The organism is Arthrobacter sp. Sr33, assembly GCF_054511195.1.
The window spans coordinates 353636-378468 of sequence record NZ_JBTNDD010000002.1 but is presented as its reverse complement, the minus strand read 5'-3'; the positions used below and the strand labels follow the sequence as shown (position 1 = coordinate 378468).

26 protein-coding genes, 4 tRNA genes and 1 riboswitch are annotated in these 24833 nt (G+C 65.9%); of the genes, 23 read left to right on the top strand and 7 right to left on the bottom strand.

Going from position 1 to position 24833, the window contains the following annotated elements; genetic code table 11:
* Positions 1 to 42 precede the first annotated feature (42 nt).
* Complete coding sequence (locus tag ACX80T_RS04620; protein WP_019482837.1) at positions 43 to 294, bottom strand: antitoxin; 252 nt, start codon at positions 292 to 294, stop codon at positions 43 to 45.
* Between the two features lie 170 nt (positions 295 to 464).
* A riboswitch (guanidine-III (ykkC-III) riboswitch) is annotated at positions 465 to 526 on the top strand.
* Between the two features lie 15 nt (positions 527 to 541).
* Here ACX80T_RS04620 and ACX80T_RS04615 point away from each other — a divergent pair.
* Positions 542 to 856 carry a DMT family transporter gene (locus tag ACX80T_RS04615; RefSeq protein ID WP_019482836.1) on the top strand — a complete coding sequence of 105 codons (315 nt, stop codon included), beginning with the start codon at positions 542 to 544 and terminating at the stop codon, positions 854 to 856.
* A 171-nt stretch (positions 857 to 1027) separates the two neighbouring features.
* On the opposite strand, the gene ACX80T_RS04610 is transcribed toward ACX80T_RS04615, so the two are convergent.
* From ACX80T_RS04610 to ACX80T_RS04595, 4 genes are all read right to left on the bottom strand, one after another.
* Positions 1028 to 1104 (bottom strand) — tRNA-Gly (locus tag ACX80T_RS04610).
* 51 nt (positions 1105 to 1155) lie between these two features.
* Positions 1156 to 1227: transfer RNA gene (locus ACX80T_RS04605), tRNA-Val, on the bottom strand.
* Positions 1228 to 1253: 26 nt separating this feature from the next.
* Positions 1254 to 1327, bottom strand: a tRNA-Cys gene (locus ACX80T_RS04600).
* A 55-nt stretch (positions 1328 to 1382) separates the two neighbouring features.
* A tRNA-Gly gene (locus ACX80T_RS04595) sits at positions 1383 to 1456 on the bottom strand.
* Positions 1457 to 1629: 173 nt separating this feature from the next.
* On the opposite strand from ACX80T_RS04595, the gene ACX80T_RS04590 reads away from it, so the two are divergent.
* From ACX80T_RS04590 to rpe, 5 genes are all read left to right on the top strand, one after another.
* The gene (locus tag ACX80T_RS04590) at positions 1630 to 2508 is read left to right on the top strand and encodes a hypothetical protein (protein WP_019482835.1); all 879 of its coding nucleotides are present in this window, start codon (positions 1630 to 1632) and stop codon (positions 2506 to 2508) included.
* An 88-nt stretch (positions 2509 to 2596) separates the two neighbouring features.
* On the top strand, positions 2597 to 3205 hold the full coding sequence (gene def / locus ACX80T_RS04585) for a peptide deformylase (protein WP_019482834.1): 609 nt from the start codon (positions 2597 to 2599) through the stop codon (positions 3203 to 3205).
* Positions 3202 to 4146, top strand: coding sequence for a methionyl-tRNA formyltransferase (gene fmt / locus ACX80T_RS04580; RefSeq protein ID WP_019482833.1), 945 nt, complete (start codon positions 3202 to 3204; stop codon positions 4144 to 4146). Before def ends, fmt begins: the two co-directional genes overlap by 4 nt.
* Before the next feature lie 13 nt (positions 4147 to 4159).
* Complete coding sequence (locus ACX80T_RS04575; RefSeq protein WP_459303827.1) at positions 4160 to 5728, top strand: RsmB/NOP family class I SAM-dependent RNA methyltransferase; 1569 nt, start codon at positions 4160 to 4162, stop codon at positions 5726 to 5728.
* A gap of 28 nt (positions 5729 to 5756) precedes the next feature.
* Complete coding sequence (gene rpe, locus ACX80T_RS04570) at positions 5757 to 6431, top strand: ribulose-phosphate 3-epimerase (protein ID WP_019482831.1); 675 nt, start codon at positions 5757 to 5759, stop codon at positions 6429 to 6431.
* Positions 6432 to 6506: 75 nt separating this feature from the next.
* On the opposite strand, the gene ACX80T_RS04565 is transcribed toward rpe, so the two are convergent.
* Positions 6507 to 7172: an acVLRF1 family peptidyl-tRNA hydrolase gene (locus ACX80T_RS04565; RefSeq protein WP_459303826.1), complete on the bottom strand. Its 666-nt coding sequence runs from the start codon at positions 7170 to 7172 to the stop codon at positions 6507 to 6509.
* 92 nt (positions 7173 to 7264) lie between these two features.
* On the opposite strand from ACX80T_RS04565, the gene ACX80T_RS04560 reads away from it, so the two are divergent.
* The 13 genes from ACX80T_RS04560 (at position 7265) to nusB (ending at position 19898) form a co-directional block, all read left to right on the top strand.
* Positions 7265 to 8659, top strand: coding sequence for a replication-associated recombination protein A (locus ACX80T_RS04560; protein ID WP_019482829.1), 1395 nt, complete (start codon positions 7265 to 7267; stop codon positions 8657 to 8659).
* A gap of 277 nt (positions 8660 to 8936) precedes the next feature.
* Positions 8937 to 9563 (top strand): 30S ribosomal protein S4, encoded by a 627-nt coding sequence (gene rpsD, locus ACX80T_RS04555; RefSeq protein WP_019482828.1) that lies wholly within the window; start codon positions 8937 to 8939, stop codon positions 9561 to 9563.
* Positions 9564 to 9710: 147 nt separating this feature from the next.
* The gene (locus ACX80T_RS04550) at positions 9711 to 10085 is read left to right on the top strand and encodes a DUF948 domain-containing protein (protein ID WP_019482827.1); all 375 of its coding nucleotides are present in this window, start codon (positions 9711 to 9713) and stop codon (positions 10083 to 10085) included.
* Positions 10086 to 10092: 7 nt separating this feature from the next.
* Positions 10093 to 10350, top strand: a complete 258-nt coding sequence (locus ACX80T_RS04545) for a DUF6167 family protein (RefSeq protein WP_237715275.1) — start codon at positions 10093 to 10095, stop codon at positions 10348 to 10350.
* A 98-nt stretch (positions 10351 to 10448) separates the two neighbouring features.
* Positions 10449 to 13127, top strand: a complete 2679-nt coding sequence (gene alaS / locus ACX80T_RS04540; RefSeq protein WP_459303825.1) for an alanine--tRNA ligase — start codon at positions 10449 to 10451, stop codon at positions 13125 to 13127.
* Positions 13128 to 13145: 18 nt separating this feature from the next.
* Positions 13146 to 13739: a Holliday junction resolvase RuvX gene (gene ruvX / locus ACX80T_RS04535; protein WP_459303824.1), complete on the top strand. Its 594-nt coding sequence runs from the start codon at positions 13146 to 13148 to the stop codon at positions 13737 to 13739.
* A complete protein-coding gene (mltG, locus tag ACX80T_RS04530; protein ID WP_019482823.1) occupies positions 13736 to 14974 on the top strand; it encodes an endolytic transglycosylase MltG in 1239 nt (412 codons plus the stop codon). Before ruvX ends, mltG begins: the two co-directional genes overlap by 4 nt.
* Positions 14975 to 15886 carry a shikimate dehydrogenase gene (locus ACX80T_RS04525; protein ID WP_459303823.1) on the top strand — a complete coding sequence of 304 codons (912 nt, stop codon included), beginning with the start codon at positions 14975 to 14977 and terminating at the stop codon, positions 15884 to 15886.
* A gap of 32 nt (positions 15887 to 15918) precedes the next feature.
* Entirely contained in the window at positions 15919 to 17118 is a 1200-nt protein-coding gene (gene aroC, locus ACX80T_RS04520) for a chorismate synthase (protein WP_024476966.1), read from the top strand.
* The gene (locus ACX80T_RS04515; protein WP_019482820.1) at positions 17118 to 17645 is read left to right on the top strand and encodes a shikimate kinase; all 528 of its coding nucleotides are present in this window, start codon (positions 17118 to 17120) and stop codon (positions 17643 to 17645) included. Before aroC ends, ACX80T_RS04515 begins: the two co-directional genes overlap by 1 nt.
* A gap of 26 nt (positions 17646 to 17671) precedes the next feature.
* Positions 17672 to 18781: a 3-dehydroquinate synthase gene (gene aroB, locus ACX80T_RS04510; protein ID WP_024476965.1), complete on the top strand. Its 1110-nt coding sequence runs from the start codon at positions 17672 to 17674 to the stop codon at positions 18779 to 18781.
* A gap of 146 nt (positions 18782 to 18927) precedes the next feature.
* The gene (gene efp / locus ACX80T_RS04505; RefSeq protein WP_019482818.1) at positions 18928 to 19491 is read left to right on the top strand and encodes an elongation factor P; all 564 of its coding nucleotides are present in this window, start codon (positions 18928 to 18930) and stop codon (positions 19489 to 19491) included.
* Positions 19488 to 19898 (top strand): transcription antitermination factor NusB, encoded by a 411-nt coding sequence (nusB, locus tag ACX80T_RS04500; RefSeq protein WP_019482817.1) that lies wholly within the window; start codon positions 19488 to 19490, stop codon positions 19896 to 19898. Before efp ends, nusB begins: the two co-directional genes overlap by 4 nt.
* Before the next feature lie 74 nt (positions 19899 to 19972).
* On the opposite strand, the gene ACX80T_RS04495 is transcribed toward nusB, so the two are convergent.
* Positions 19973 to 21145, bottom strand: a complete 1173-nt coding sequence (locus ACX80T_RS04495; RefSeq protein ID WP_459303821.1) for a PrsW family intramembrane metalloprotease — start codon at positions 21143 to 21145, stop codon at positions 19973 to 19975.
* Positions 21146 to 21331: 186 nt separating this feature from the next.
* Here ACX80T_RS04495 and pyrR point away from each other — a divergent pair, with 186 nt between their 5' ends.
* The 4 genes from pyrR to ACX80T_RS04475 are packed head-to-tail and all read left to right on the top strand — an operon-like array spanning position 21332 to position 24805.
* Entirely contained in the window at positions 21332 to 21937 is a 606-nt protein-coding gene (gene pyrR / locus ACX80T_RS04490; RefSeq protein WP_192813077.1) for a bifunctional pyr operon transcriptional regulator/uracil phosphoribosyltransferase PyrR, read from the top strand.
* Positions 21934 to 22938 carry an aspartate carbamoyltransferase catalytic subunit gene (locus ACX80T_RS04485; protein ID WP_019482814.1) on the top strand — a complete coding sequence of 335 codons (1005 nt, stop codon included), beginning with the start codon at positions 21934 to 21936 and terminating at the stop codon, positions 22936 to 22938. The genes pyrR and ACX80T_RS04485 overlap by 4 nt, the downstream gene beginning before the upstream one ends.
* Positions 22935 to 24278 (top strand): dihydroorotase, encoded by a 1344-nt coding sequence (locus tag ACX80T_RS04480; protein ID WP_459303820.1) that lies wholly within the window; start codon positions 22935 to 22937, stop codon positions 24276 to 24278. The genes ACX80T_RS04485 and ACX80T_RS04480 overlap by 4 nt, the downstream gene beginning before the upstream one ends.
* Complete coding sequence (locus ACX80T_RS04475) at positions 24266 to 24805, top strand: PH-like domain-containing protein (RefSeq protein WP_459303819.1); 540 nt, start codon at positions 24266 to 24268, stop codon at positions 24803 to 24805. Before ACX80T_RS04480 ends, ACX80T_RS04475 begins: the two co-directional genes overlap by 13 nt.
* Positions 24806 to 24833 lie beyond the last annotated feature (28 nt).

Here is a 24833-nt window from a genome sequence, read left to right as displayed (position 1 = left end):
GCCTCGCGGCAGGACCGGCACTTTCTTGTCGAGCAGTAGGTCTTATACGGCCGGGGGAGTCCCGGGGCCAGCTGGCCGGTTGGTGTCCCCGCGGTCGGTCTTATCGACCATTTCGGAGGCTTTGGACTGAACCTTGTCGATCTTGTCGGCGTACTTGCCTCCGGTCTTGCTGTCAACAAAGTTGCCAGCGTGACCGATGCCGTCCTTGATCTTGCCAGAGTTCTCGCCCACCAGCTCGGTCGCCTTTTCCTTCAGCATCCCGGCCTTGCCTTTGAGCCCGTCAAATACAGACACAGGCACCTCCTTTCGATCCGGGAACCTGTTGTTCCCTCTGCCAAATATCTTAGGCCGATGGAATGGCAGTTCCAAGGACGTAACCTGTGCAACACCTGGGTGTCCGCCCTCGGCGTATTTCCACCCAGTTCCCACCCAGATTGCCCCGGCACCGGGGGTGTGACAATCTTGACGAGCCAGATGGCACCCGGACGAGGTGCGCCGTACCCGGTCAGCGACAAGACGGCGTTTCAGGAGTGAGACTGTCATGGCATGGATTGTTCTAGTGGTATCCGGCGTACTTGAAGCCGTCTGGGCTACGGCCCTGGGGAAGTCCGAGGGGTTCACCCGGCTGGTTCCCTCAATCGTTTTCGGTGTCGCGGTGACGCTGAGCATGGTCGGGTTGGCCTGGGCCATGCGCACACTGCCCGTCGGGACCGCCTATGCGGTGTGGGTGGGAATCGGCGCCTCGCTGACTGTGGCCTACGCGATGATTTTCGACGGCGAATCCGCGTCCGTCATCAAAGTGCTGCTGGTCCTCGGGATTGTGGCCTGCGTGGTGGGCCTGAAACTGCTGCACTGACCCTGGGCCAAGCCCTGCACGGAGGCCCGCTACCGGCGGGCTGTCCCTGGGCGGCGGTGCTCAGGCCCAGTGAAACCGTCCGCCGCGCGGGCATCGGGGTCGCATGGAGCCGAACCAGCAAGAAAAAACACCCCCAAACGAAGCTGGGGGTGTCCTGGGTGCTGCGTGGTGTGGAGCGGACGACGGGATTCGAACCCGCGACATCCACCTTGGCAAGGTGGTGCTCTAGCCAGCTGAGCTACGTCCGCGAAAAAGCGGTACCCGGTGAATTCCGAAGAAACCACGGGAACCGCTTTGAGTGGGCGATACTGGGATCGAACCAGTGACCTCTTCCGTGTCAGGGAAGCGCGCTACCGCTGCGCCAATCGCCCATCGAGATGGGTGCAAGCTTTTGTACTGGAGGTGGGGACGGGATTCGAACCCGCGTATACGGCTTTGCAGGCCGCTGCCTCGCCTCTCGGCCACCCCACCGTGCCTAGTAAACCAGGACTGCCGAAACGTACTTCGACAGCTACAGTGACTTGCGAGCGGACGACGGGATTCGAACCCGCGACATCCACCTTGGCAAGGTGGTGCTCTAGCCAGCTGAGCTACGTCCGCATGTTGAGTGATGATCCATAACCCAGTGAAAATCCTTGGATTTGCAGGGTTATTCGTCGTTTTCCAACGAGTAAAAACTCTATAGGAGGAAATGGGGTTCGTCCAATCCGCGTCCACCAGCGTCAGATTCGGGCCAAATGTAGATTGTCAGTATCCGATGTCAGACTGGAAGCATGACACAACCGCTGCTGGCTCACTCAACAGAGCACGGACGCATGTATTCCCGCTCCACCAGGGACCGCCCGATAGTCCCCTCGATCACCACAGTGATCTCGCAGGCTGCTGCGTCGCTGGACGGGTGGATCGGCTACATGGCTGCCAACGCCGTCGCCAATGATCCCCGCGTCCCCGCGGCACTGGGCAATCCGGCGCAGCTCCGGACCGTCGTGAAGGACGCATCAGTCGCTGCGGAGCGGTACCGCGATGAGGCAGCGGGCAGAGGCACCCGGGTGCACTACTACTGCGAACAGGTGGCGCTTCGTGATCTGGAACAGGCGCACGACGTCGACGCCGCCCGGCTAGCCCTGGTGGAGAACGGCGAGGAAGCCTTCGCCGACCGGTTTGACGAATGGTGGACGCTCTACCAGGTCCGCCCGATCGCTGCTGAATTGACCGTCTGGAACGACGAGGTCGGCTACGCCGGGACACTTGACCTACTGGCCGAGATTGGGGGACGGCTGTGCCTGATCGACTTCAAGACCAAGAACACCGACCGTGACGGACAGGTCAAACCGCTGGACGACAAAGTGGTGATGCAACTGGTGGCCGGCATGAAAGCTCAGGAAAGCCTGGTCGACGGCGAGAAGGGGGTCTGGGAGCCGTGGAAGTATGACCACGAGCTGATCCTGCTGGGAGTCGCAATCGGTAAGACCGAGGTACGCGCCATGCGCGCCAACCCCGAGGTCCTGAAAGAGCACTGGTTCCGGTTCTGTGCCCTGCGCCGGTCCTGGGAGGCCGGGCTCGACGCCGCCGCCGCCGGCCGCGCGCTGCTGCCCATCGGCCCACCGCCGGTACCCGCCGCGGGCGTCACGGCAAGCGGGATGGTCGGCTAGCCTTCCTTCGACCGAGGTCGACGAGGTTCGCGCCTAGAATGGCATCGACCCAAAGTGAAGTATTCCCAACGTTAGGACCACGGAGAGCATGGCCGTCTTGAGCATTCGGATCATCGGCGACCCGGTACTGAGAACCCCCTCTGCCGAGGTCACCAGTTTTGGACCCGAACTCGCCAGACTGGTTTCCGACATGATGGAAACCATGGACGACGTGCATGGCGCCGGACTCGCAGCGCCCCAGGTGGGGGTGAGCCTGAGGGTCTTCACCTTCAGGATCGACGACGTTTCCGGGTACGTCATCAACCCTGTCCTGGAGGTAAAAACCGGGACCGGGGACGAGGAACTGGAAGGTTGCCTGTCGATCCCCGGACTCGGCTACCCGTTGAAGCGCGCGGACTGGGCGCGGGTGACTGGCGTGGATATCCATGGTGACGCTGTCGCCTATGAGGGCACCGGTATGCTCGCCCGCTGCTTCCAGCACGAGACCGACCACCTCAACGGCTCCCTGTACATCGAACGCCTCGACGGGGAGCACCGCAAAGCCGCCATGCGTGCCATCCGGAGCTCGGCCTACTCCTCGGTTGCCGACCAGACCACCCGTGACCGGTCACAGTCACTCGGTTCCAGTTTCGGGCTCGGAGCGTCAACCGCCCGACCAACCACTGGGACGAGCCGGAGTGGGGCCAGACGATCATGAGGGTGCTCTTTGCAGGCACTCCGGCCGTGGCGGTGCCCTCCCTCGACGCGCTGGTGGCTGCCGGGTTCGACGTCGTCGCGGTGCTGACACGTGAAGACGCGCCACTGGGCCGTAAACGGATCATGACGCCCAGTCCGGTAGCCGCCCGAGCGGCGGAACTGAATCTCCCGGTCATTCGCGCCAACCGGATTGACGGCGCAGTTACCGCGCAGATTGCCGACCTCAATATCGCAGTGGCAGCCATCGTTGCCTACGGCGGGCTGGTTCCGCAGCCAGCGCTGGAGCTGCCGCAGCATGGCTGGATCAACCTCCATTTCTCGCTGCTGCCATCCTGGCGCGGTGCCGCCCCGGTGCAGCACTCAGTCATCGCCGGCGACGAAATCACCGGAGCCTCCACCTTCCGCCTGGAAGCGGGCCTCGACACGGGGCCGGTCTTCGGCACCATGACCGAAACGGTGCAACCCAGCGACACCAGTGGCGAGTTGCTGGAACGGCTAGCCCACAGTGGCGCCGTCCTGCTGGTCCAGACCCTGTCAGCCATCGCGGCCGGCCAGGCCGTGGCAGTTCCCCAACAGGGAGATATCAGCCTGGCACCCAAACTCACCATCGACGATGCCCGGGTGGATTGGGGTCAGCCGGCTCTTGCTGTCCGCCGACGGATCAATGGTGTGACACCCGAGCCGGGCGCCTGGACCCAGCTGGGTGATCAGCGGGTAAAGGTGGGCCCGGTGTCGCCGTGGGTCGCGAATCCCGATGTGGGTGCGGACGCGGTTGCGGCTCTCGCCCCGGGCGAAGTGACGATGGCCGGCGCTGCCGTGCTGGTCGGAACAGGCTCCACTCCCGTGGTGCTGGGCGATATTCAGCCTGCTGGGAAAAAGATGATGCGTGCACAGGACTGGGCGCGCGGCGCCCTTCAACAAGGAGAGCTGGTTTTTTCGTGACGAGGTTATTTTCGTGAGCAATCCAGGGCAGGGCAAAGCGGGCGGTTCCGACCGCCGTCGCAATGCGGCCGGACGGGAACGTAACAGGTCAGAGCCGCGCGGGTTCTCCACCGCCGCACCATCGGAGCGGACCCGACGCGCCGACCCGGCACGACTGGTCGCCTTCGAGGTGCTCCGCGCCGTCGCCGCCGACGACGCCTACGCCAACCTGGTGCTGCCGGTCAGCATCCGCAAACACAAGCTCGACAAGCGCGACGCAGGCTTTGCCACCGAACTGGCCTACGGAGCGTTGCGCGGCCAGGGCACGTATGACGCTGTGTTGGCGAAGTGCGTCGACCGCCCCCTGGAGAAGCTCGATCCTGCCATCCTCGATGCCCTGCGGATCGGCACGCACCAGCTGCTCGCCATGCGGGTTCCCGCTCATGCTGCACTGGACCAGACCGTCGGCCTCGCCCGCGCCGTCATCGGTGCCGGACCGTCGGCTCTGATCAATGCAGTCCTGCGGCGGGTTTCATCGAAATCCCTTGAGGAGTGGACAGCAGAACTCACCGCTGGCCTGACCGATGCCACCAAGATCAGTTCGCTTACCCACAGCCACCCGGAGTGGATTGTCCGGGCGCTCCGGCAGGCCCTCGTCGACCACGGCCGGGACGTGTCCGAGATAGAAACGCTGCTCGCGGCGAACAACGCGGCACCGGTAGTCAATTTACTGGCACTCCCCGGGCTGGGGTCCCTCGATGAGGCGTTCGAAGCCGGGGCTGTTCCCGGGGAGCTGGCCGAAGGATCGGCACTGTTCTCAGCGGGCGACGTCGGCCGCCTGGAAAGCATCAGGACCGGCACCACCCGGGTCCAGGATGCCGGATCCCAGTTGGTTGCCCGTGCCCTCGCGGCAGTGAAGCTGGTGCCAGCTGAGTCGGAAGCCGTGAAACCGGAGGCGGCGGAAGACGGAGCGGGGTCGGTGAAAACCGGCACTGCCGGCCACTCCGAGCAGTGGCTGGACCTGTGCGCTGGCCCCGGCGGCAAGTCGGCACTGCTGGGTGCCCTGGCACAGCAGCGGGGTAACACGCTGGTGGCCAATGAGCCGTTGGAGCACCGGGCCCAGCTGGTGCGGCAGGCACTCCGGCCGCTCGACCCTGCGGTCTGGTCCGTCCGGGTCGGCGACGGTCGAACGGTCGCCGAGGATTTCCCCGACACCTTTGACCGCGTCCTGGTGGACGCGCCCTGCACTGGACTCGGCGCGCTGCGCCGCCGCCCGGAAGCCCGCTGGCGGCGCAAGCCTTCCGACATTGCCGGACTCGGAACGCTGCAGCGTGAACTCCTGGCCGCGGCGCTGACGGCCGTCCGACCCGGGGGAGTTGTCGCCTACGTGACCTGTTCCCCGCACCCGGCCGAGACCTCGGCGGTGGTCCAGGATTGCCTGCGCCGCCGTGACGACGTCGAACTCATCGACGCGGGCGCTGTCCTCGACGGCGTCAGCCTCACCGGGTCGCTGGCCGCCGGGCACGAGTCGACAGCCCAGCTCTGGCCACACGTCCATGGCACGGATGCGATGTATCTGGCCCTGATCCGCCGCACTGCATAGAACCATCCTCTTCCGCCCAAGGAGCGCCATGACCGCCTGTTGCATCAACCCGAGCATCCTGTCCGCCGACTTCGCCAACCTGCAGGCAGAGCTCGCACGTATTGCGTCGGCTGATGCGGTGCACGTGGACGTCATGGACAACAGTTTCGTCCCCAACCTGACCCTTGGTCTTCCGGTGGTCAAACGGATCCACGAGGTCAGTAACCTTCCGCTGGACGTGCACCTCATGATTGACGACGCCGACCGGTGGGCTCCCGGTTACGCCGAACTCGGTGCAGCCTCAGTGACGTTCCATGCCGAAGCAGCGGCGGCGCCGATCCGGTTGGCCCGCGAACTGCGCAGCATCGGCTCCAAGGCAGGCATGGCGCTACGCCCGGCGACACCCGTCGAACCCTACCTCGACCTCCTGGGCGAACTGGATCTCCTGCTGATCATGACGGTCGAACCCGGTTTCGGTGGCCAGCCGTTCCTCGACGTCATGCTGCCCAAAATCCGGCGCGCGGCCGAAGCGATCAGGGGGAGCGGTCTGCCGGTGGCACTTCAGGTGGACGGTGGCATCACCGAGGACACCATCCTCCGGGCCGCCGACGCCGGGGCAACAGTCTTTGTCGCAGGCTCCGCGGTGTACGGTGCGGACGATCCCGATCAGGCTGTTATACGTCTCCGCGACGCCGCCCAACGCGCCTCAGACGAACGCCGGTAAGTCCGGCAACCGGCAGGTCAACCGACGCATCAACCGGCTGAGGCAGGTCAACCGACGCATCAACCCGCACCCGAGTCACGGGTCGGTGATGGTAATCCTGATCGAGCGGGCGTCGATTGCTGCCTGCTTGAGGATGTCCAGCCGCGGATCGGGTACCACCAGGAATGCCAGCTGCGGCAGCGCCCGATAGCTGCGCAGGACCGGGTTCGCCAGGGTTTCGCTGGCCAGCGGCCGGTCTCCGCCCAGCTGCAGGCTGCCGGGGCTGTGCTCGGCGAACAGCCGCGCCGCATGAACCGCTGCTGCATCGGCCAACCCGGCCGCCTGATTGGCCCGCCGCCGCGCGAAGCGCTGCTGTGACCAGCCGCCGGCCGCGGTCCGGGACTGGACATATTTGGTGCCGGTCTTCGACGCCACCAGCTTGCCGTGCTCGGCCACACCCACCGCATAGCCGCCCCGGCGTACCAGCATCAACCCAATGAGACGCTGGCTGGTGGCCGCCGCGACCAGGTCATCGACCGTTGGGCCCCCCGGGCTGTCCCCGGCGGACTCCCCGCCGGACTCCCCGGGCGGGTGGAGCACGGCCACGCAGCCGTTGGCGCCGCGGAGCATGAGCGCCCCGCGCGACCGGGCGTCGTCGTCGAGCCCGTCGGTCGGAGCCAAACCGCCGTTCCCCGCACTGAACCGCTCCACCCAGCCGGGCAGCCGCTCGGGTGACACCAGCACCTGGCGCGGTGATCCCACTAGCGTCTCCGTTTCCTCTGCGACTGGTTGTCCCTCAGCTGGGCCGGCTGCCGATAGCCCGACCGTCAGTGCTTCACAGTAGCCTTGGCTGTGTGAATGATCTATTCAGCGCGGCGTACGGGTCCGACGACGACGACGACGTCACCAGCCACAGCGTCACCAGTGCCGAACGCCACCGCAGCCCCCTGGCCGTGAGGATGCGGCCGCGTTCAATTGACGAAGTAGTGGGTCAGCAACACCTCCTCGGCCCAGGGTCGCCGCTGCGGACCCTGGCGGGCGACGCCGACCGTACCGGCCCGGCAGGACCGTCCTCGGTGATCCTCTGGGGGCCGCCAGGCACCGGTAAGACCACCCTCGCACATGTGATTGCGCGGGGCCGCGGCCGGACCTTTGTTGAGCTGTCGGCCATTACCGCCGGGGTGAAGGACGTCCGCCGGGTGATGGACGAGGCCCTCACCGCCCGCGACCTGCACCGCACCACCACGGTCCTCTTCCTCGATGAAATCCACCGCTTCAATAAGGCACAACAGGACGCGCTGCTGCCCGGGGTCGAGAACCGCTGGGTGGTGCTTATCGCCGCCACCACCGAAAACCCCTCCTTCTCGGTGGTATCACCCCTGCTGTCACGGTCCCTGCTGCAAACCCTGAAACCTCTCACCGAGGCGGACATCGCCGATCTCCTGACCCGCGCGGTGAATGATCCGCGGGGACTCGACGGGTCGGTTCGGGTCAGCGACGACGCTCTCGAACACCTGGTCCGGCTGGCCGCAGGGGACGCACGCCGGGGACTGACCGCCCTCGAAGCCGCAGCCGGGGTGGCCCACTCGGCCACCGACGAGCCCGGGGAACAGGTTCTGGTGCAGCTCGAACATGCCGAGAAAGCAGTCGACGTGGCCGCCCTGCGCTACGACCGTGCCGGCGACCAGCACTACGACGTCGCCAGTGCCTTCATCAAATCGTTGAGGGGGTCCGACGTCGACGCGGCGCTGCATTATCTAGCGAAGATGCTGGAGGCGGGGGAGGACCCTCGCTTCGTGGCTAGGAGGCTGATGATCTCGGCCGCCGAGGACGTCGGGATGGCCGATCCGACCGCCCTGCAAACGGCCGTCGCTGCAGCACAGGCCGTCGCGTTGATCGGCATGCCCGAGGGGCGGATCATCCTGGCCGAGGCGGTGGTGCATATCGCGACGGCGCCCAAATCCAATGCCTCGTACAACGGAATCAACGCAGCCGTCGCCGATGTGCGCGCCGGGCGGGGGCAGGGCATTCCGCAGCACCTGCGGGACGCCCACTACCCGGGGGCCAAACAACTGGGGCACGGCAGCGGCTACCTCTACTCCCACGACGAGCCGCACGGCATCGCCGCGCAGCAATACGCACCTGATGATCTGACCGGCCACGACTACTACCAGCCCACCGATCGTGGGGCCGAACGGGACATCGGCTCCAGGCTCGCCCGACTGCGGCGGATCATCCGCGGCAAGTGATTCAGCTCGGTGCCCGCAGCACTGCTAGGATTGACGGTTGACTGGCAAGTCGCGTTCTGCGCAACCCACCATCGAAGGTTTGATTCATTCAGGCATGACCCGCTCCGGCGGTTCACTTCGGGGCAGGGCTGCGCGTACTGCGAACTGTAGTACCGGGAAGCGGCCACTCCCGGCTCTCCGCAAGTGGAGGCCAGCGACACTGAAAGTGCCTGCCGTTCAACTGGGAAACCAACTGGGCAGCAGCGCAACTTTGCCGCAAAAATAATGGAAGGTATTCGTGGCTAACAACACACGTGCCCGCCGTAAGGTTCGCATTTCGCGTGCCCTCGGCATTGCTTTGACCCCTAAGGCCGAAAAGTATCTGGAACGTCGGCCGTACGCGCCCGGCCAGCACGGACGCGCCCGCCGCAAGCAGGACAGCGACTACGCTGTACGGTTGCGCGAAAAGCAGCGTCTGCGCGCCCAGTACGGCATCCGCGAAGCCCAGATGACCCGGGTCTTCGAGGAAGCTCGCCGCACCAAGGGCCTGACCGGTGAGAACCTGATTGAACTGCTCGAAATGCGTCTCGATGCCCTGGTGCTCCGCGCCGGCTTCGCCCGCACCAGCGCGCAGGCTCGCCAGCTCGTCGTTCACCGTCACATCATGGTCGACGGTTCACGCGTTGACCGCCCGTCCTACCGCGTCGCCGAAGGACAGCTCATTCACGTACACCCACGCAGTGAGGTCCTCGACCCACTGCAGGTTGCCGCCGCAGGCGCGCACCGCGATGTGCTGCCCGCAGTACCCGGCTACCTGGAGGTCCAGCTGGACAAGCTCCAGGCGCGCCTGGTGCGCCGCCCGAAGCGCTCCGAGGTCCCAGTGACCTGCGAAGAGCAGCTCGTGGTGGAGTACTACGCACGCTAGTTCCTTAGCTTTTACAGCAAGGACCGGCGCTCAAAGGCCCGCGGCACACGCCGCGGGCCTTTGAGTAGGTAAGGTACATAGGTAAGTTATCGCCGCTGAGCTATCGACGCCCAGGCGGCCTACCTGATTCAAAAGGAGACACGATCCATGTCTGGTGGAGATATCGCCGGTCTCATCGCAGCCGGTGTGTTCGCGGTGCTGGTCGCACTGCTGGCTATACCGGTGTGGAAGCTCGGCAAAGTGTTTGACGAACTGCGGACCACCATCAGGAGTGTCAGCAACGAAACCACACCCCTGATCGAGGAAGTGACAAGCACCGTCACCACCACGCATCAGCAGCTGAAGAATGTCGACGGAATCACGTCCAACGTCTCCGACGCGACCGCCAACCTCTCGGCCCTGTCATCCCTGATCGCCGCTACCGTCGGTGCCCCGTTGATCAAGGTTGCCGCGTTCTCCTACGGGGTGCGCACCGCCCTGGCCGGTCGAGGCAAGCCCGCTCCCCGCCGCCGCAGCCGCTAAGGAAACGATGAAAAACACAATGATCATGCGCGTCATCTGGATGGGCGCCGGAGTTGCCATCGGCGTCATCGCCGTACGGAAACTGGCCTCCGTCGCCGACAGCTACGGGCCTGCCGGGTTGAACCGTGCGATGGGCGAAGTGACTGATGGTGTCGCCAACTTCGCTGATGCGCTGCGGACAGGGATGCAGGAGCGCGAATCCGACCTCCGTGCCGCCCTCGGCATCGACCCCGCCGAAGTTCGCCCGGAACGTCCCGGCCAGTAACCGGACCGGGGCTGCCTGGCAGCCCGTCCCGCACCCCCAGCTGGGGTGCGACCCACAGGATCCTGGCCCTGAAAAAACCATAAGGACTGAAAGCTTCAATGAAATCCCATGAGATTGCACGGCGCTGGCTCGCGTTTTTCGAGGGCAAGGGGCACACGGTTGTGCCGTCGGCGTCGCTGGTATCGACCGACCCGTCACTGCTCTTCAACATCGCCGGAATGGTCCCTTTCATCCCGTACCTGACGGCTCGTGAGAAGGCCCCCTTCGACCGGGCCACCAGTATCCAGAAGTGCATCCGGACCGGCGACATTGAAGAAGTAGGCAAAACGGCCCGGCACGGAACGTTCTTCCAGATGTGCGGTAACTTCTCCTTCGGAGACTATTTCAAGGAAGGCGCCATCCCGATGGCGTGGGAGCTCCTGACCTCCCCACTCGACGCCGGAGGCTTCGGGCTGGACCCCGATCGTCTCTGGGTCACCGTCTACCAGGACGACGACGAGGCCCTCGCCATCTGGCGCGACCAGGTCGGTATCCCCGTTGAACGCATCCAGAAGCTCGGCGAAGCGGAAAACTACTGGAGCACCGGGCAGCCCGGGCCAGGCGGACCTTGCTCGGAAATCTTCTACGACCGGGGCCCCGAGTACGGCATTGCCGGCGGACCGGCCACCGACTCCCCGCGGTACATCGAAATCTGGAACCTGGTGTTCATGCAATACCAGCTGTCAGCAGTCCGTAGCAAGGAAGATTTCGACATCGCCGGCGAACTGCCGGCCAAGAACATCGACACCGGGCTCGGCCTCGAGCGCCTCGCCATGGTGCTGCAGGGTGTCGAGAACATGTATGAGACCGACCAGGTGCGTCCGGTGCTGGACCGCGCCGCGGAACTCTCGGGCAAGACCTACACCAGTGCCGAATCAGACACGGACCCGCACCACACCGATGACGTGCGGATGCGCGTCGTGGCCGACCACATCCGTTCAGCCCTGATGCTCATAGCCGACGGTGTGACCCCCTCCAACGAGGGCCGCGGGTACGTGCTGCGCCGCCTGATCCGGCGGGCCGTCCGTGCCATGCGTCTGCTCGGCGTCGAACGCGCCTGCCTCCCCGAACTGCTGCCGGCGTCCCGGGACGCGATGAAGGGCACCTACCCCGAGGTGGAGAAGGACTTCGAACGGATCAGCCGGATCGCCTACGCCGAGGAACGTGCTTTCCTGCGCACCATCGCCTCCGGTACCGCCCGCCTTGAGGGCGCGGTCCTGGAATCGAAGGCCGCAGGACGCCCGCTGTCCGGTGAGGACGCCTTCGCGCTGCATGACACCTTCGGCTTCCCCATCGACCTGACCCTCGAAATGGCTGCCGAAGCCGGCCTCGCGGTCGACGCCGACGGGTTCCGATCGCTGATGCTCGAGCAACGCCAACGCGCCCAGGCTGACGCCCGCGGAAAGAAGGCTGGCCAGGCCGATCTGTCCGTCTTCACCGAGTTGCTGGCCAGCGGCCAGACCGTGTTCACCGGGTACGACGAGCTGACCACCGAAGCCATCGTCACCGGAATTGTCCGCGACGGCGTTGCCGTGCCCGCGGCATCGCAGGGCGAAGAGATCGACCTGATCCTGGACCAGACGCCGTTCTACGCTGAGGCAGGCGGCCAGGCCGCCGACGCCGGGCTCATCACCGGCAACGGCTTCGTGGTCGAAGTCCTCGACGTGCAACGCCCCATCAAAGGCCTCAGCGTCCACCGCGCGGTTGTCCGGGAAGGCGACATTTCGGTCACCGCACCCGTGGTGGCGGCCGTGGACCGGCAGCGCCGTCACGCCGGGGAGCAGGCCCACTCGGGTACCCACATCGTGCACGCCGCCCTCCACCAGATCCTCGGCCCCGAAGCGCTGCAGCGCGGCTCCTTCAACAAGGCCGGGTACCTGCGGTTCGACTTCTCCTGGGGCGAAGGCATCAGCGCCAGCGCCAAGTCGGAGATCGAAGAAGTCTCCAACATCGCCATCCGCAACAACCACACGGTAGAAACCAAGCTGATGAAGCTCGACGAGGCGAAAGCACTCGGCGCGACCGCCCTGTTCGGCGAAGCCTACGGCGACACCGTCCGGGTGGTCGAAATTGACGGTGACTGGTCAAGGGAACTCTGTGGAGGCACCCACGTCGGATCGACGTCGCTCATTGGATCGTTGACCCTGCTCGGCGAACAGTCGGTCGGTTCAGGTAACCGCCGCGTTGAGGCGTTCGTCGGAATGGACGCGTTCCGCCACCTCGCGGCTGAGCGTGCCCTGGTGACCGAGCTGTCGGACATGCTCAAGGTGCCGTCAGTCCAGCTGCCGGAACGGCTCGCAGCCACCCTGGCGAAGCTCAAGACCGCCGAAAAGGAACTTGAACGGCTGCGGAAGGAAGCGCTCAGCGCGTCGGCTGCGGCCCTGGTGGGCTCCGCGGTCGACGTCGACGGCGTCCGCCTCCTTGCGCACGACGCTGGAACGGTGAGCGGAGCCGACGACCTGCGGATTCTCGCTCTCGACCTCAGAAGCCGGCTAGGATCAGGCGCTGCAGTGGTGGCTACCGCCGGAGTCAGCAACGACCGTCCGCTTGTCCTGGTCGCGACCAACGAGGACGCCCGCGCCGCCGGCGTGAAGGCCGGCGCGCTGGTCCGCGTCGCCGCTGGAATCCTCGGCGGCGGCGGCGGCGGTAAGGACGACGTGGCCCAGGGCGGAGGGTCCGATCCAGCGCAGATCGAGGCCGCCCTGACCGCCATCCGGTCCGCTGTCGCGTCCCGCTGATCACCCGCCTGAACAGCGATGACTGACACTGCACCCGGCACCGGGGACTACCCGCGGGGCGTCAAAATTGGCGTCGACGTCGGAATGGTACGGGTGGGGGTAGCCAGCAGCGACAGCGGGTCGCTGCTCGCCACCCCCGTCCGGACGATGAAACGGGATCTGAAGAAAAAATCGGACCTCAACATTCTGGTCCGGGAGATTGCCGAACGGGAGGCCGTCCAGGTGTTCGTGGGTCTGCCGCGGAACCTGAGCGGCACCGAATCGGCGTCCGCCGAGATGGCCCGCGGCTATGCGCTTGAGCTGGCGAACGCGATCCAGAGGGCCGGTCTCACCGCCAGCGTCCGGCTGATCGACGAACGGTTGAGCACCGTTTCGGCACATCGTTCCCTGAGGCAAGCTGGCTTGAATACCCGCGATCACCGTAAGGTGGTAGATCAGGCGGCGGCTGTCGAAATTCTGCAGCACGCCATGGATATGCAAAGGTCACAAATGCGGGATGTGGGGGATCCGGTTGCAGCGCGACAGCGGGCCCGCCCACAAGGGGACCCGCTGACCCTTAACAAGGAGCAGGACATTACGGAGAACAGCCGCGAAAGGAACCTGGAACTGTGAGCCATCACCACCCCCAGTTCCCGGCCGCCGACAGCGAACCGGAGCGTCACACCGACGACGCCCAGCACGACGACGGGTACGAGGGTTCCCACGACGAAACAGTCGAACCCGTCGAACAGTTCTTCGAACCCCGGTCGGGCCACCGGCGCAACCGCCGTCCGTCGAAAGCCAGGCAGCGTCGCCGCCGTCGTCGCACCATCGTCATGCTGGTGGTCATCCTCGGATTCATCGGGGTAGTCGTTGCGGTGTCCCTGATGCTTCGCGATCTGCTTGGACTGGACGACATCACCGACTATCCCGGACCCGGCGAAGGCAGCGTTGTCTTCACGGTGCCCGAGGGTGCGGGCCCACTCGCCATCGGCAACGGCCTGGAATCTGTCGATATTGTCGCTGACGGCTCCGAATTCGTTTCCGCGCTGCAACAAGTGGCAGACGGACGCGAAGTGCAGCCCGGCGAGTACGAACTCAGCTACCAGATGTCCTCCGAGGGTGCGGCGCTGGCACTGCTGGACGTCGAAGCGAACAAGGTCCTCTACGCGGCTGTCGCGCAGGGACTCCGGCAGGGGGAAACGCTTGACATTCTCGCCGAGTCGACCGGCATCGCGCGGGACGAGTTTGAAGAATTGGCCGCCGATCCCACCCAGTTCGGGCTTCCCGACGACGCTCGGAGCCTTGAAGGCTATCTCGCTCCGGGAGAGTACCGGTTCGACGTCGACGCCACCGCAACCGAGATGATCCAGACGATGGTCGATGGGACATTCGCCCTCCTCGAGGACGCGGGTGTCACCGATCCGGAGGAGCAGTTCAGAATTCTGACGATCGGCAGCATCATCGAGGCCGAGGCCGGCGAAGCCGACTACGCCGCGGTCTCCGGGGCTATCGAGAATCGGCTCGGAGAAGACAACACCGAGACGAACGGGCTAATCCAGTCGGATGCGACGGTCACCTATGGGCTGGACCGGCGCAGCTTCGACTTCACCGAAGAGGAACGCGCCGACGAGTCCAACCCGTACAACACCTTCGCCAACCCGGGTCTGCCGGTGGGGCCAATCGGGTCACCCGGTGCCGAAGCAATCGATGCCGCGGTGAATCCCGCGGACGTGCCCTTCTACTACTGGGTCACCGTTAACCTCGACACAGGCGAAACAAAGTTCTCGGAAACACTCGCCGAGCACGCCGTCTATGTCGCGGAATACCAGGCCTGGTGCGCTGACAACCCCGGCCGGTGCAGCTAGGTGAATCGGTCGGCGCACGCCGCCGCCAGCACAGCCCGCGCCCGGCAGCCACTGCGGGCAGCAGTGATTGGGTCACCGATCGGACACTCAAAATCGCCTGCGCTTCACCGGGCCGCCTATCGGCTTCTGGGGTTTGATTGCAGCTATGAGGCCATCGAGGTGTTGCCCGAAGACCTCCAGTCGTTTGTCAGCCAGGTCCGGACGGCTGACGGCTGGCGTGGACTGTCGGTGACCATGCCGCACAAGGCAGCGATGGTTGACCTGGTCGACCAGGTGAGTGGGCACGCAGCTGCGTTGGGCGTGCTCAACACTGTGACTGTCGACGGCGCGGGGGGAGACCGCGTCCTGACCGGCCACAACACGGACGTCGCAGGCATTGTGGGTGCGCTCAGGCACGGCGGAGTCCGTGTACCGCCGGAGACTGCGGTGATCCTCGGTGGCGGCGGGACCGCTGCCGCCTCCCTGGCCGCCCTCCAGGAACTGGGTGCCACCCGGGTCACCGTCTTTGTCCGATCCCCTGAGCGTGCTGCACCCCTGGAGGTCCTCGGACGCTCCCTCGGGCTCGACGTCGCTGTCCGCGGGTGGAACGACGCCGTGGAGGGTCTGCGACACGCCGACGTCGCCATCTCCACCCTCCCTCCGCACGGGGCTGATTCGCTCGCCCAGGAAGTGTCCTGCGCTCCGGAAGCATTGGCGGGGGTCCAGCCGGTGCTCCTGGACGTTGCCTATGACCCCTGGCCGAGTCCCCTCGCTGACGTCTGGCAGGCCCGAGGCGGGGCCATCGTGCCGGGACTGGAGATGCTGATCTATCAGGCGGTGGAGCAGGTCAGGCTGTTCTCCGGCGGTGCTTTCACCGACAATCTGCCGGTCCTAAAAGTCATGTGTGACGCAGTCGGAGCGCCCTCGCGCTGAAACAGCAGCGACACCGTGGCAGGATTGGAGGCATGTTGCGTTGGTTAACTGCCGGAGAATCCCACGGACCGGCACTGGTGGGAATTATTGAAGGAATGCCTGCAGGCGTGGAGATCACGAGCAGTGACATTCAGGCTGCGCTGGCCCGTAGGCGGCTCGGCTATGGGCGTGGCGCCCGAATGAAGTTCGAGCAGGATCAGGTCAGCATCATCGGCGGTGTCCGGCACGGGCTGACCCAGGGCGGACCCGTGGCGATTCAGGTGGGCAACACCGAATGGCCCAAGTGGGACCAGATCATGTCAGCCGACCCGGTGGACCCCTCCGAGTTATCCGAACTCGCCCGGAACGCGCCACTGACCCGCCCCCGTCCGGGACACGCGGACTTCACCGGAATGCAGAAGTACGGCTTCGACGAGGCGCGTCCCGTGCTGGAACGGGCCAGCGCGCGGGAGACAGCCGCCCGGGTTGCGCTGGGAGAAGTAGCCGCCCGCTTCCTGTCAGCGCTCGGCATCTCCCTGGTCAGCCACACGGTCGCCATCGCGTCGGTCGCAGTCCCCGAGGGTTCACCCCTGCCCGGGCCATCCGATGTGATCGCGCTGGATCAGGATCCGCTGCGCTGCTTCGACCGCGAAACCTCCCTCGCGATGGTGTCCGAGGTGGACGCCGCCCACAAAGAGGGTGAAACACTCGGCGGGGTGGTGGAGGTGGTGGTCTACGGGCTGCCACCAGGGTTGGGGAGCTACGTTCACTGGGACCGGCGCCTGGACTCCCGCCTCGCGGCAGCACTGATGGGCATTCAGGCCATCAAGGGCGTTGAGGTGGGCGACGGGTTCCTCACTGCCGCGCGACGCGGGTCAAAAGCCCACGACGAGATTGTGCGCGGTGACTCCGGCATGATCGAGCGGACCAGCAACCGCGCCGGCGGGATTGAGGGTGGGATGAGCATCGGCGACACACTGCGGGTCCGTGCCGCCATGAAACCCATCGCCACCGTGCCACGAGCCCTGCGCACCATTGATGTCAGCACCGGTGACGCCGCCCGGGCGCACCACCAGCGGTCCGACGTCTGCGCCGTCCCCGCCGCCGGGGTGGTCGCCGAAGCCATGGTGGCCCTGGTCATCGCCGAAGCGGTCACCGAGAAGTTCGGTGGGGACTCTGTCCAGGAGACAGCACGCAACCTGGCAGCCTATCTGGCGGCCATTCCCACCTCGCTCAACTCGGCTGGGAACTAGTGGCTTCACCCGGTGTCGGACCGGTGGTCTTCATCGGACTGATGGCTACCGGTAAGTCAGCGGTCGGCGCGGGCCTCGCCGCACGGCTGGGCTGGCCGTTCGTCGACACTGACCAGATCATCGTTGCGCGGCACGGGCGGATCAGCACCATATTCAAGAAGCAGGGTGAACCGGCTTTCCGGACGCTGGAGGCCCAGGTGGTTGCTGAGGTGCTCACCGAGGCACCGGCGCACCAGGTGGTATCGCTCGGTGGGGGAGCCGTCCTCGACGAGGGGACCCGCGCGCTGCTCGCCGGGGCACGGGTGGTCTTCCTGGACGCAGACATAGCCACGGTGCGTCGCCGGATCACCCGGGACCGGAGCCGGCCGCTCCTCGCCGGCGATCCGGTGGAGGCCTGGACCCGGATGGATCGGGAGCGGCGGCCAGTCTACGAAGGCCTGGCCGACTGCGTCCTTGATACGCGGGGCCGCTCCATTGACCAGCTCGTCGCCGAGCTCATCCAACAGTTTCAGCTGACACAGTCGTAGCTGATCAGACCAACGAAGGGACAGTCATGGCCAACGAGCCGACAGTCAGCAAAGAGCCGACCGTTATCAACGTCACCGGAACCCAGGCGGCAGAGAACTACGAGGTAGTCATCGGGCACGGGCTGCTGGAACGGCTCCCGGCTGTGTTGGGGGAGCGGGTTCGCCGCGTCCTGGTGATCCACCCGCGGGCACTCAGGAGCACCGGCGACACGGTGCGGGCCGAACTGGCCGATGCGGGATTCACCGCTGTCACGGCAGAAATCCCCGACGCCGAGGAAGGCAAACACATCCAGGTCGCCGCGTTCTGCTGGCAGGTCCTGGGCCAGAACGACTTCACCCGCTCCGACGCAGTCGTGGCGGTGGGCGGAGGCGCCGTGACTGACCTCGCTGGCTTCGTTGCGGCCACCTGGTTGCGGGGCGTCAAGGTGGTCCACCTGCCCACCAGCCTGCTGGGAATGGTTGACGCCGCAGTGGGCGGCAAGACCGGCATCAACACAGCCGAAGGCAAGAACCTGGTTGGCGCGTTCCACCCGCCCGCCGCTGTCCTGGCCGATCTTGACACCCTCGCGACGCTACCCCGCAACGAACTGCTCACCGGGATGGCTGAAGTGGTCAAATGTGGCTTTATCGCCGATCCGCGCATCCTCGACCTGATCGAGGCAGACCCCGCAGCGGTGTCCGACGGCGGTTCGGCGACGGTCCGCGAACTCATTGAACGGGCGGTCGCGGTGAAGGCCGAGATCGTGTCAGCCGATCTCAAGGAAAGCGGACGACGAGAGTTCCTCAACTACGGCCACACCCTCGGCCACTCCATCGAACTGGCCGAGCGGTACTCCTGGCGGCATGGTGCAGCCGTTTCAGTGGGGCTGGTGTTCGCCGCGGAACTCTCCCGGATGGTCGGGCGGCTCAGCGACGAGACAGCCGACCGGCACCGCAGTATCCTCGAACTCCTTGAGCTGCCGGTGACGTATCGCCGGGACCGCTGGGCCGCCCTGCTGGACGGCATGCGCCGGGACAAAAAGTCAAGGGGTGACCTGCTGCGCTTCGTCGTGCTCGATGGCCTCGCCCGTCCCGGCATGCTGGAAGTCCCCGACACTTCGCTGCTGTTCGCCGCGTACCAGGAAATCGCTTCGTAGGAGCACCCGGCAGGTCACCCGCGACACCCGCCGCAGCCGCCTCCTGCACCACAGGGTAGAATGGGCTCTGGACTTTTCCCACCTCATCGCATGTGGCCTCCGGATGCTTACTGCCCGGACGTCGCTGTTTTACCCGAAAGAGACCTGTGGCTACCACAAACGACATCAAAAACGGCACGGTGCTGAAGCTCGAAGGCAACCTGTGGAACGTTCTCGAGTTCCAGCACGTCAAGCCAGGCAAGGGCGGCGCCTTTGTGCGCACCAAGCTGCGGAACATCCTGTCGGGCAAGGTAGTCGACAAGACCTTCAACGCCGGTCTGAAGATCGAAACAGCCACAGTGGACCGTCGTGACTACCAGTACCTGTACAAGGACGGCGAAGACTTCGTGTTCATGGACACGTCGGATTACGATCAGCTCACCGTTCCGGGCAAGACCGTCGGTCAGGCCGAGAACTTCATGCTGGAGAGCCTCATGGTCACCATTGCCATGCACGAAGGGTCAGCCCTCTACGTTGAGCTTCCGCCGTCGGTCGTTCTCGAAGTGACCTACACCGAGCCTGGGCTGCAGGGCGACCGCTCCACCGGTGGCACCAAGCCGGCCACTGTCGAAACCGGTTACGACATCCAGGTTCCGCTGTTCCTGGAAACCGGGACCAAGGTCAAGGTTGACACCCGCACCGGCGATTACCTGGGACGCGTCAACGAGTGAGTGCCCGCAGTAAGGCCCGACGCCGGGCACTGGACATCCTTTTCGAAGCGGAGCAGCGCGCCGTTTCACCACTCGAAGCGCTCAAGGCCCGTCGCGAAAAGACCGACACGGTGGTTGCCCCCTACTCAGTGGACATCATCGAGGGCGTCATGACCCAGGGCGAGCAAATCGACGAGTTCCTTGGCACCTACTCACAGGGCTGGACCCTGGACCGGATGCCAGCCGTGGATCGCATGATCCTCAGGGTGGGCGCCTGGGAGTTGCTGTACAACGCGGACGTGCCCGACGGCGTCGCCGTCAGCGAGGCGGTGGAGCTGGCGAAAATGCTCTCCACCGACGAATCTCCAGCGTTTGTCAACGGTCTGCTGGGGCGTCTCCAGCAGCTGAAACCGACGCTGCTCGCCTAGACAGCAATTCCGCGCCATCCCGGACGCCGCGCTCCCTGGCAGGCCCAGGGGCAGACGCTCGGACGCTCGGAGATTCAGCCGCGGGTGTTGGCCGCCGCCGTCGTCAGTAACTCGTGGCGGAGCCGGGTCACGTCGGCCAGCAGCAGCTGTTCCCGGCCGACGTTGAGCTGCAGGTCATGCCCGGCGATGATGCGTTGCCGGGTGAAGGCCAGCCGGGTGGCGGACCTGATGAATGCCTTCATGGTGCGCTGCCGGCCGATACGCCTGGCCCAGCCAAGCGCCTGTGACCGGCCGCCACGGGTGGCCAGCATGTGGACCTCCTGGGCAGTGAACCAGCCTGCTGCCGCGTAACCGCCGAGCCGGTCTTCGGTGACCCGCCGCTCGGCCCGTCGCAGTGCCATGATGCTGGCCAGCGCAGCAAGAAACAGGGGCAGCTGAATCAGGAAATAGAACTCGAAAAAGTCGGTGAAGAGTACCAGCAGGCCGCCGTTCCACAGCATGTGCCCGGCGATCGCCGGAACCAGGCCCACAATGAAGGCCGGGAAAATGAAGCGCGTGCCGCTGCGGGCTACCGCCAGCCCGAGCACCACGCCCAGGGCGGCGGTGAACATGACGTGCGCGAACGGCGAGAACAAGCCCCTGATCACGAACACGGCGACCAGCCCGCCCAGCCCGCCGCCATCCAGTGCCGCAGCACCGAAGTAGAGAATGTTCTCGGTGAATGCGAAGCCTGCGCCGACCATCCCCGCGTACACGATGCCGTCCACCGGTCCGTCGAAATGGCTGCGCCGGGAGAAGACCAGCACCAGGACGCCGAGCCCCTTGGCGATTTCCTCCACGAGTGGCGCCTGCAGCACCGGCCCAATCACGTCGGAGGAGGTGGAGGCCAACGCCAGGGACAGCAACTCAGTGACATAGCTACCCAGCAGCAGGGCTGCGACCACCGAGATTCCGGCACCCCACAGGAACGCGAACCAGAGGGCACCGCGGGGTTCAGGATCCCAACGGTCAATCCACATCAGCCCGGCGATACAGATGGACAGCGGGATCAGGGCGAGGATCCCGCATAAAATCAGGGCCCCGCCACCAAGGCTGCTGCTGAGGAACCAGGCGAGCACCACGAGGACCAGCGCCGCGATAATCACCAGCAGCACATTGACGACGCCGGGTCCCCGGCGCACAGCCCGGTCCCAGACCGGCTGAACAGGTTGCTGTGATTCCCAGTGCGGTGGCGCCGACATAGTCATTCTCACAGGGTAGATCGTCGCGGGGTAGATCGTCGCAGGGGTGTGCCGTCGCGGGGAGGGGGCGTCACAGGAGGGGGCGTCACAGGGGGAAGTATCACAGGGCAGGCGGGGCGCGCTGTGATAGTTTTGACATCGCAACCAACCTTTAAATTCCGTCCTGTGAGGCGGGGAAGGAGGAAGCGTCCAATGACTATGCCCGCACCTCAGTCTGAGAGTGTTCTTTCGCGTGTCGTTCTCGCCGAAGCCGATATTGACCGAGCGCTAACCCGCATCGCCCACGAGATCCTGGAAGCCAACAAGGGCACCACCGATCTGGTGCTGCTGGGCATCCCCCGTCGTGGCTATCCGCTAGCCCAGCGCCTGGCCCGGAAAATCGCTGCCGCCGAAAACCAGACCACCGGTTCGCCGCTGGACCCCACCGCGATCGTCGGCCAGCTCGATGTGACCATGTTCCGGGATGATCTGCGCCACCACCCCACCCGGCCGCCACTGCCAACCCAGCTGCCGCCGTCGGGCATTGACAACAAGGTAGTGGTCCTCGTCGACGACGTCCTGTATTCCGGGCGGACCATCCGGGCTGCCCTCGACGCTCTCGTGGACCTCGGCCGGCCGCGGGCGGTACGGTTGGCGGTCCTGGTGGACCGGGGCCACCGCGAATTGCCGATCCGCGCCGACCACGTGGGCAAGAACCTCCCCACCTCCTCGGCGGAGAAGGTGAGGGTCCACCTCGCGGAAATCGATGCCGTCGACGGGGAACCCATCAACGAGGTTGTCATCGAGGGCCCCGCATGAGGCACCTGCTCTCCACCCGCGACCTGTCCAGGCAGGACGCCATCCGCATTCTGGACGTAGCCGAGGAAATGTCGGCGGTCGGTGAACGGGAGATCAAGAAGCTTCCGGCGCTGCGCGGTCGCACCGTGGTGAACCTCTTCTTCGAGGACTCCACCCGCACCCGGATTTCCTTCGAAGCCGCAGCCAAACGACTCTCGGCGGATGTCATCACGTTCGCCGTCAAGGGCTCCTCGGTGTCCAAGGGCGAATCGCTCAAGGACACGGCCCAGACCCTCGAAGCGATGTCCGCCGACGCCGTAGTGATCCGGCACTGGGCTTCCGGTGCGCCCGCCCGGCTCGCGACGTCGGACTGGATCGACGCAGCAGTGATCAACGCCGGGGACGGGATGCATGAACATCCCACCCAGGCGCTGCTCGACGCGTTCACCCTCCGGCGCCACTGGGCGAAAATCTCGGGCGTACCATCGGTCGGATCCGACCTGTCGGGCATGGCCGTCACCATCGTCGGCGACGTCCTGCACTCCCGGGTCGCCCGCTCAAACCTGTGGCTGCTGGAAACCCTCGGCGCCTCGGTCACCCTGGTTGCGCCGCCCACCCTCGTCCCGGTCGGTGCCGAACGGTGGCCCTGCCGGATCACCTACAACCTGGACGAGGCGCTGGCCGCCGGACCCGACGCGGTGATGATGCTGCGGCTGCAGGCCGAACGGATGAACGCGGCCTTCTTCCCCTCGACCCGCGAATACTCCCGGCGGTGGGGGTTCGACGACGCTCGGCTGGCGGCCCTCGATACCCACGGCCTGGACCACACGGTCATCATGCACCCGGGTCCGATGAACCGGGGACTGGAAATATCGGCGGCGGCAGCCGACTCTCCCCGCTCAACAGTCCTGGCCCAGGTCCGCAACGGGGTCTCCGTCAGAATGGCCGCCCTGTATCTGCTGCTCTCCGGCGACGAACACCAGTCGCCGGCCACCGAACCCACCCAGGAGAACCCACGATGAACGCACCAGCCCCGGCCCGCTATCTCATCCGCGGCGCAGCGCTGCTCGGCCGGGAACGGGCAGACCTCCTGATTGCCGACGGGATCATCGCCGGCGTCGGCCAGGGCCTTTCAGCCGCCGGTGCCGAGGTGATTGACGCTGACGGCCTGATCGCCCTCCCCGGCCTGGTGGACCTTCACACCCACCTCCGCGAACCGGGCCGGGAGGACGCCGAAACCGTCGAGACCGGTACCCGGGCGGCAGCCAGGGGCGGGTTCACGGCTGTGCACGCGATGGCCAACAGCACGCCCGTCGCGGACACCGCCGGAGTGGTGGAGCAGGTGTACAGCCTGGGCCGGCGCGCCGGCTGGGTGGAAGTGCGGCCGGTCGGTGCCGTCACCGTAGGACTCGGGGGCACCCAGCTGGCTGAGCTCGGCGCCATGGCCGACTCCCGCGCGCGAGTCCGCGTCTTCTCCGACGACGGCGTGTGCGTCAGCGACCCCGTCCTGATGCGCCGGGCGCTGGAGTATGTGAAGGCGTTCGACGGCGTCATCGCCCAGCACGCGCAGGAACCCCGGCTGACCGAGGGGGCCCAGATGAACGAGGGCGCCGTCTCCGCGGTCCTCGGACTGACCGGCTGGCCCGCCGTCGCCGAGGAAAGCATCATTGCCAGGGACGTCCTGCTGGCCCACCATGTGCAGTCACGGCTCCACGTGTGCCACGTGTCGACGGCCGGGTCGGTGGAAATTATCCGCTGGGCCAAGGCCCGCGGCATCAGGGTGACCGCCGAGGTCACCCCGCACCACCTGCTACTCACCGACGAGCTGGTCCGTAGCTACAACCCGGTCTACAAGGTGAACCCGCCGCTCCGCACCAGCGAGGACGTGCGAGCACTGCGGGAGGCCCTGGCCGATGGGACCATCGACGTCGTCGGCACCGACCACGCCCCGCATCCTTCCGAGCACAAGGACTGTGAATGGGCGCAGGCCGCCATGGGCATGACCGGGCTGGAAACCGCGCTCTCGGTGGTGCAGCACACCATGATCAACACCGGCCTGATGGATTGGGAAGGCTTCGCCAGGGTCACCTCGAGCACCCCGGCAACGATCGGAGGCCTTGAGCAGCAGGGACGGCCGCTGGCCGAGGGTGAGGCAGCTAACGTCACACTCGTCGATCCGGAGGCACGCTGGGTGGTCGATCCGGATAAAATGGCCACGATGGGCCGTAACAGCCCATTCGCCGGCACCGAACTACCCGGAGCCGTGCATGCCACGTTCTTCAGGGGCCACCCAACCGTCCTGGCTGGCCGACTGAACACACCGCACCCAACTGCAGCTGAGGAATCCACATGGACTGGCTAATGCCCGTCGCCATCTCACTGGGCACCATCGCCGTCGTCGTCGCGCTCGGAGCCCTGGGCTGGCGTGCCCGCCTGGCCCGGCAACGCGACATCCCGGCGCCGTCCCCCGCCCCCGAAACACTCAGCGAACCGCGTTACCTGGCCAACGGCCAGTATGTGGTCACGACGACGGCGGGGGACTGGCTCGACCGGATCGCCGTCCATGGCCTGGGCGTGAAATCCAACGCCACGGCGAGCGTCCACGACGAAGGAATCCTGATTGTCCGCAGCGGCGCCCGGGACCTCTTCATCAGTCGGCCGGACCTGCGCGGCGTCCGCCTCGACCGGGGGATGGCCGGCAAGTTCGTCGAGAAGGACGGGCTGGTGGTGCTCACCTGGACCCTGAACGGGACAGCCGTTGACACCGGATTCCGGACCCGCGAGGCAGCCGCCCGCACCCGCCTCCTCGATGCCGCCGCAGCCCTCGCCCCCGCAGCACCCAGCACCTCACAGGCTCAGGTTCACAACCCCACGAAGGACACACAGTGACAGATTCCAGCCAGCCAGCAACCGAAAG

What these genes read in the sequence shown, in the direction of transcription:
- ruvX (WP_459303824.1), top strand. Translation starts at nt 13,146, where the DNA reads ATGACTGACACTGCACCCGGCACCGGGGACTACCCGCGGGGCGTCAAA.
- ACX80T_RS04550 (WP_019482827.1), top strand. Translation starts at nt 9,711, where the DNA reads ATGTCTGGTGGAGATATCGCCGGTCTCATCGCAGCCGGTGTGTTCGCG.
- alaS (WP_459303825.1), top strand. Translation starts at nt 10,449, where the DNA reads ATGAAATCCCATGAGATTGCACGGCGCTGGCTCGCGTTTTTCGAGGGC.
- fmt (WP_019482833.1), top strand. Translation starts at nt 3,202, where the DNA reads ATGAGGGTGCTCTTTGCAGGCACTCCGGCCGTGGCGGTGCCCTCCCTC.
- rpe (WP_019482831.1), top strand. Translation starts at nt 5,757, where the DNA reads ATGACCGCCTGTTGCATCAACCCGAGCATCCTGTCCGCCGACTTCGCC.
- ACX80T_RS04495 (WP_459303821.1), bottom strand. Translation starts at nt 21,145, where the DNA reads ATGACTATGTCGGCGCCACCGCACTGGGAATCACAGCAACCTGTTCAG.
- ACX80T_RS04485 (WP_019482814.1), top strand. Translation starts at nt 21,934, where the DNA reads ATGAGGCACCTGCTCTCCACCCGCGACCTGTCCAGGCAGGACGCCATC.
- ACX80T_RS04590 (WP_019482835.1), top strand. Translation starts at nt 1,630, where the DNA reads ATGACACAACCGCTGCTGGCTCACTCAACAGAGCACGGACGCATGTAT.
- ACX80T_RS04480 (WP_459303820.1), top strand. Translation starts at nt 22,935, where the DNA reads ATGAACGCACCAGCCCCGGCCCGCTATCTCATCCGCGGCGCAGCGCTG.
- aroB (WP_024476965.1), top strand. Translation starts at nt 17,672, where the DNA reads ATGGCCAACGAGCCGACAGTCAGCAAAGAGCCGACCGTTATCAACGTC.
- ACX80T_RS04545 (WP_237715275.1), top strand. Translation starts at nt 10,093, where the DNA reads ATGAAAAACACAATGATCATGCGCGTCATCTGGATGGGCGCCGGAGTT.
- def (WP_019482834.1), top strand. Translation starts at nt 2,597, where the DNA reads ATGGCCGTCTTGAGCATTCGGATCATCGGCGACCCGGTACTGAGAACC.
- aroC (WP_024476966.1), top strand. Translation starts at nt 15,919, where the DNA reads ATGTTGCGTTGGTTAACTGCCGGAGAATCCCACGGACCGGCACTGGTG.
- ACX80T_RS04475 (WP_459303819.1), top strand. Translation starts at nt 24,266, where the DNA reads ATGGACTGGCTAATGCCCGTCGCCATCTCACTGGGCACCATCGCCGTC.
- pyrR (WP_192813077.1), top strand. Translation starts at nt 21,332, where the DNA reads ATGACTATGCCCGCACCTCAGTCTGAGAGTGTTCTTTCGCGTGTCGTT.
- ACX80T_RS04615 (WP_019482836.1), top strand. Translation starts at nt 542, where the DNA reads ATGGCATGGATTGTTCTAGTGGTATCCGGCGTACTTGAAGCCGTCTGG.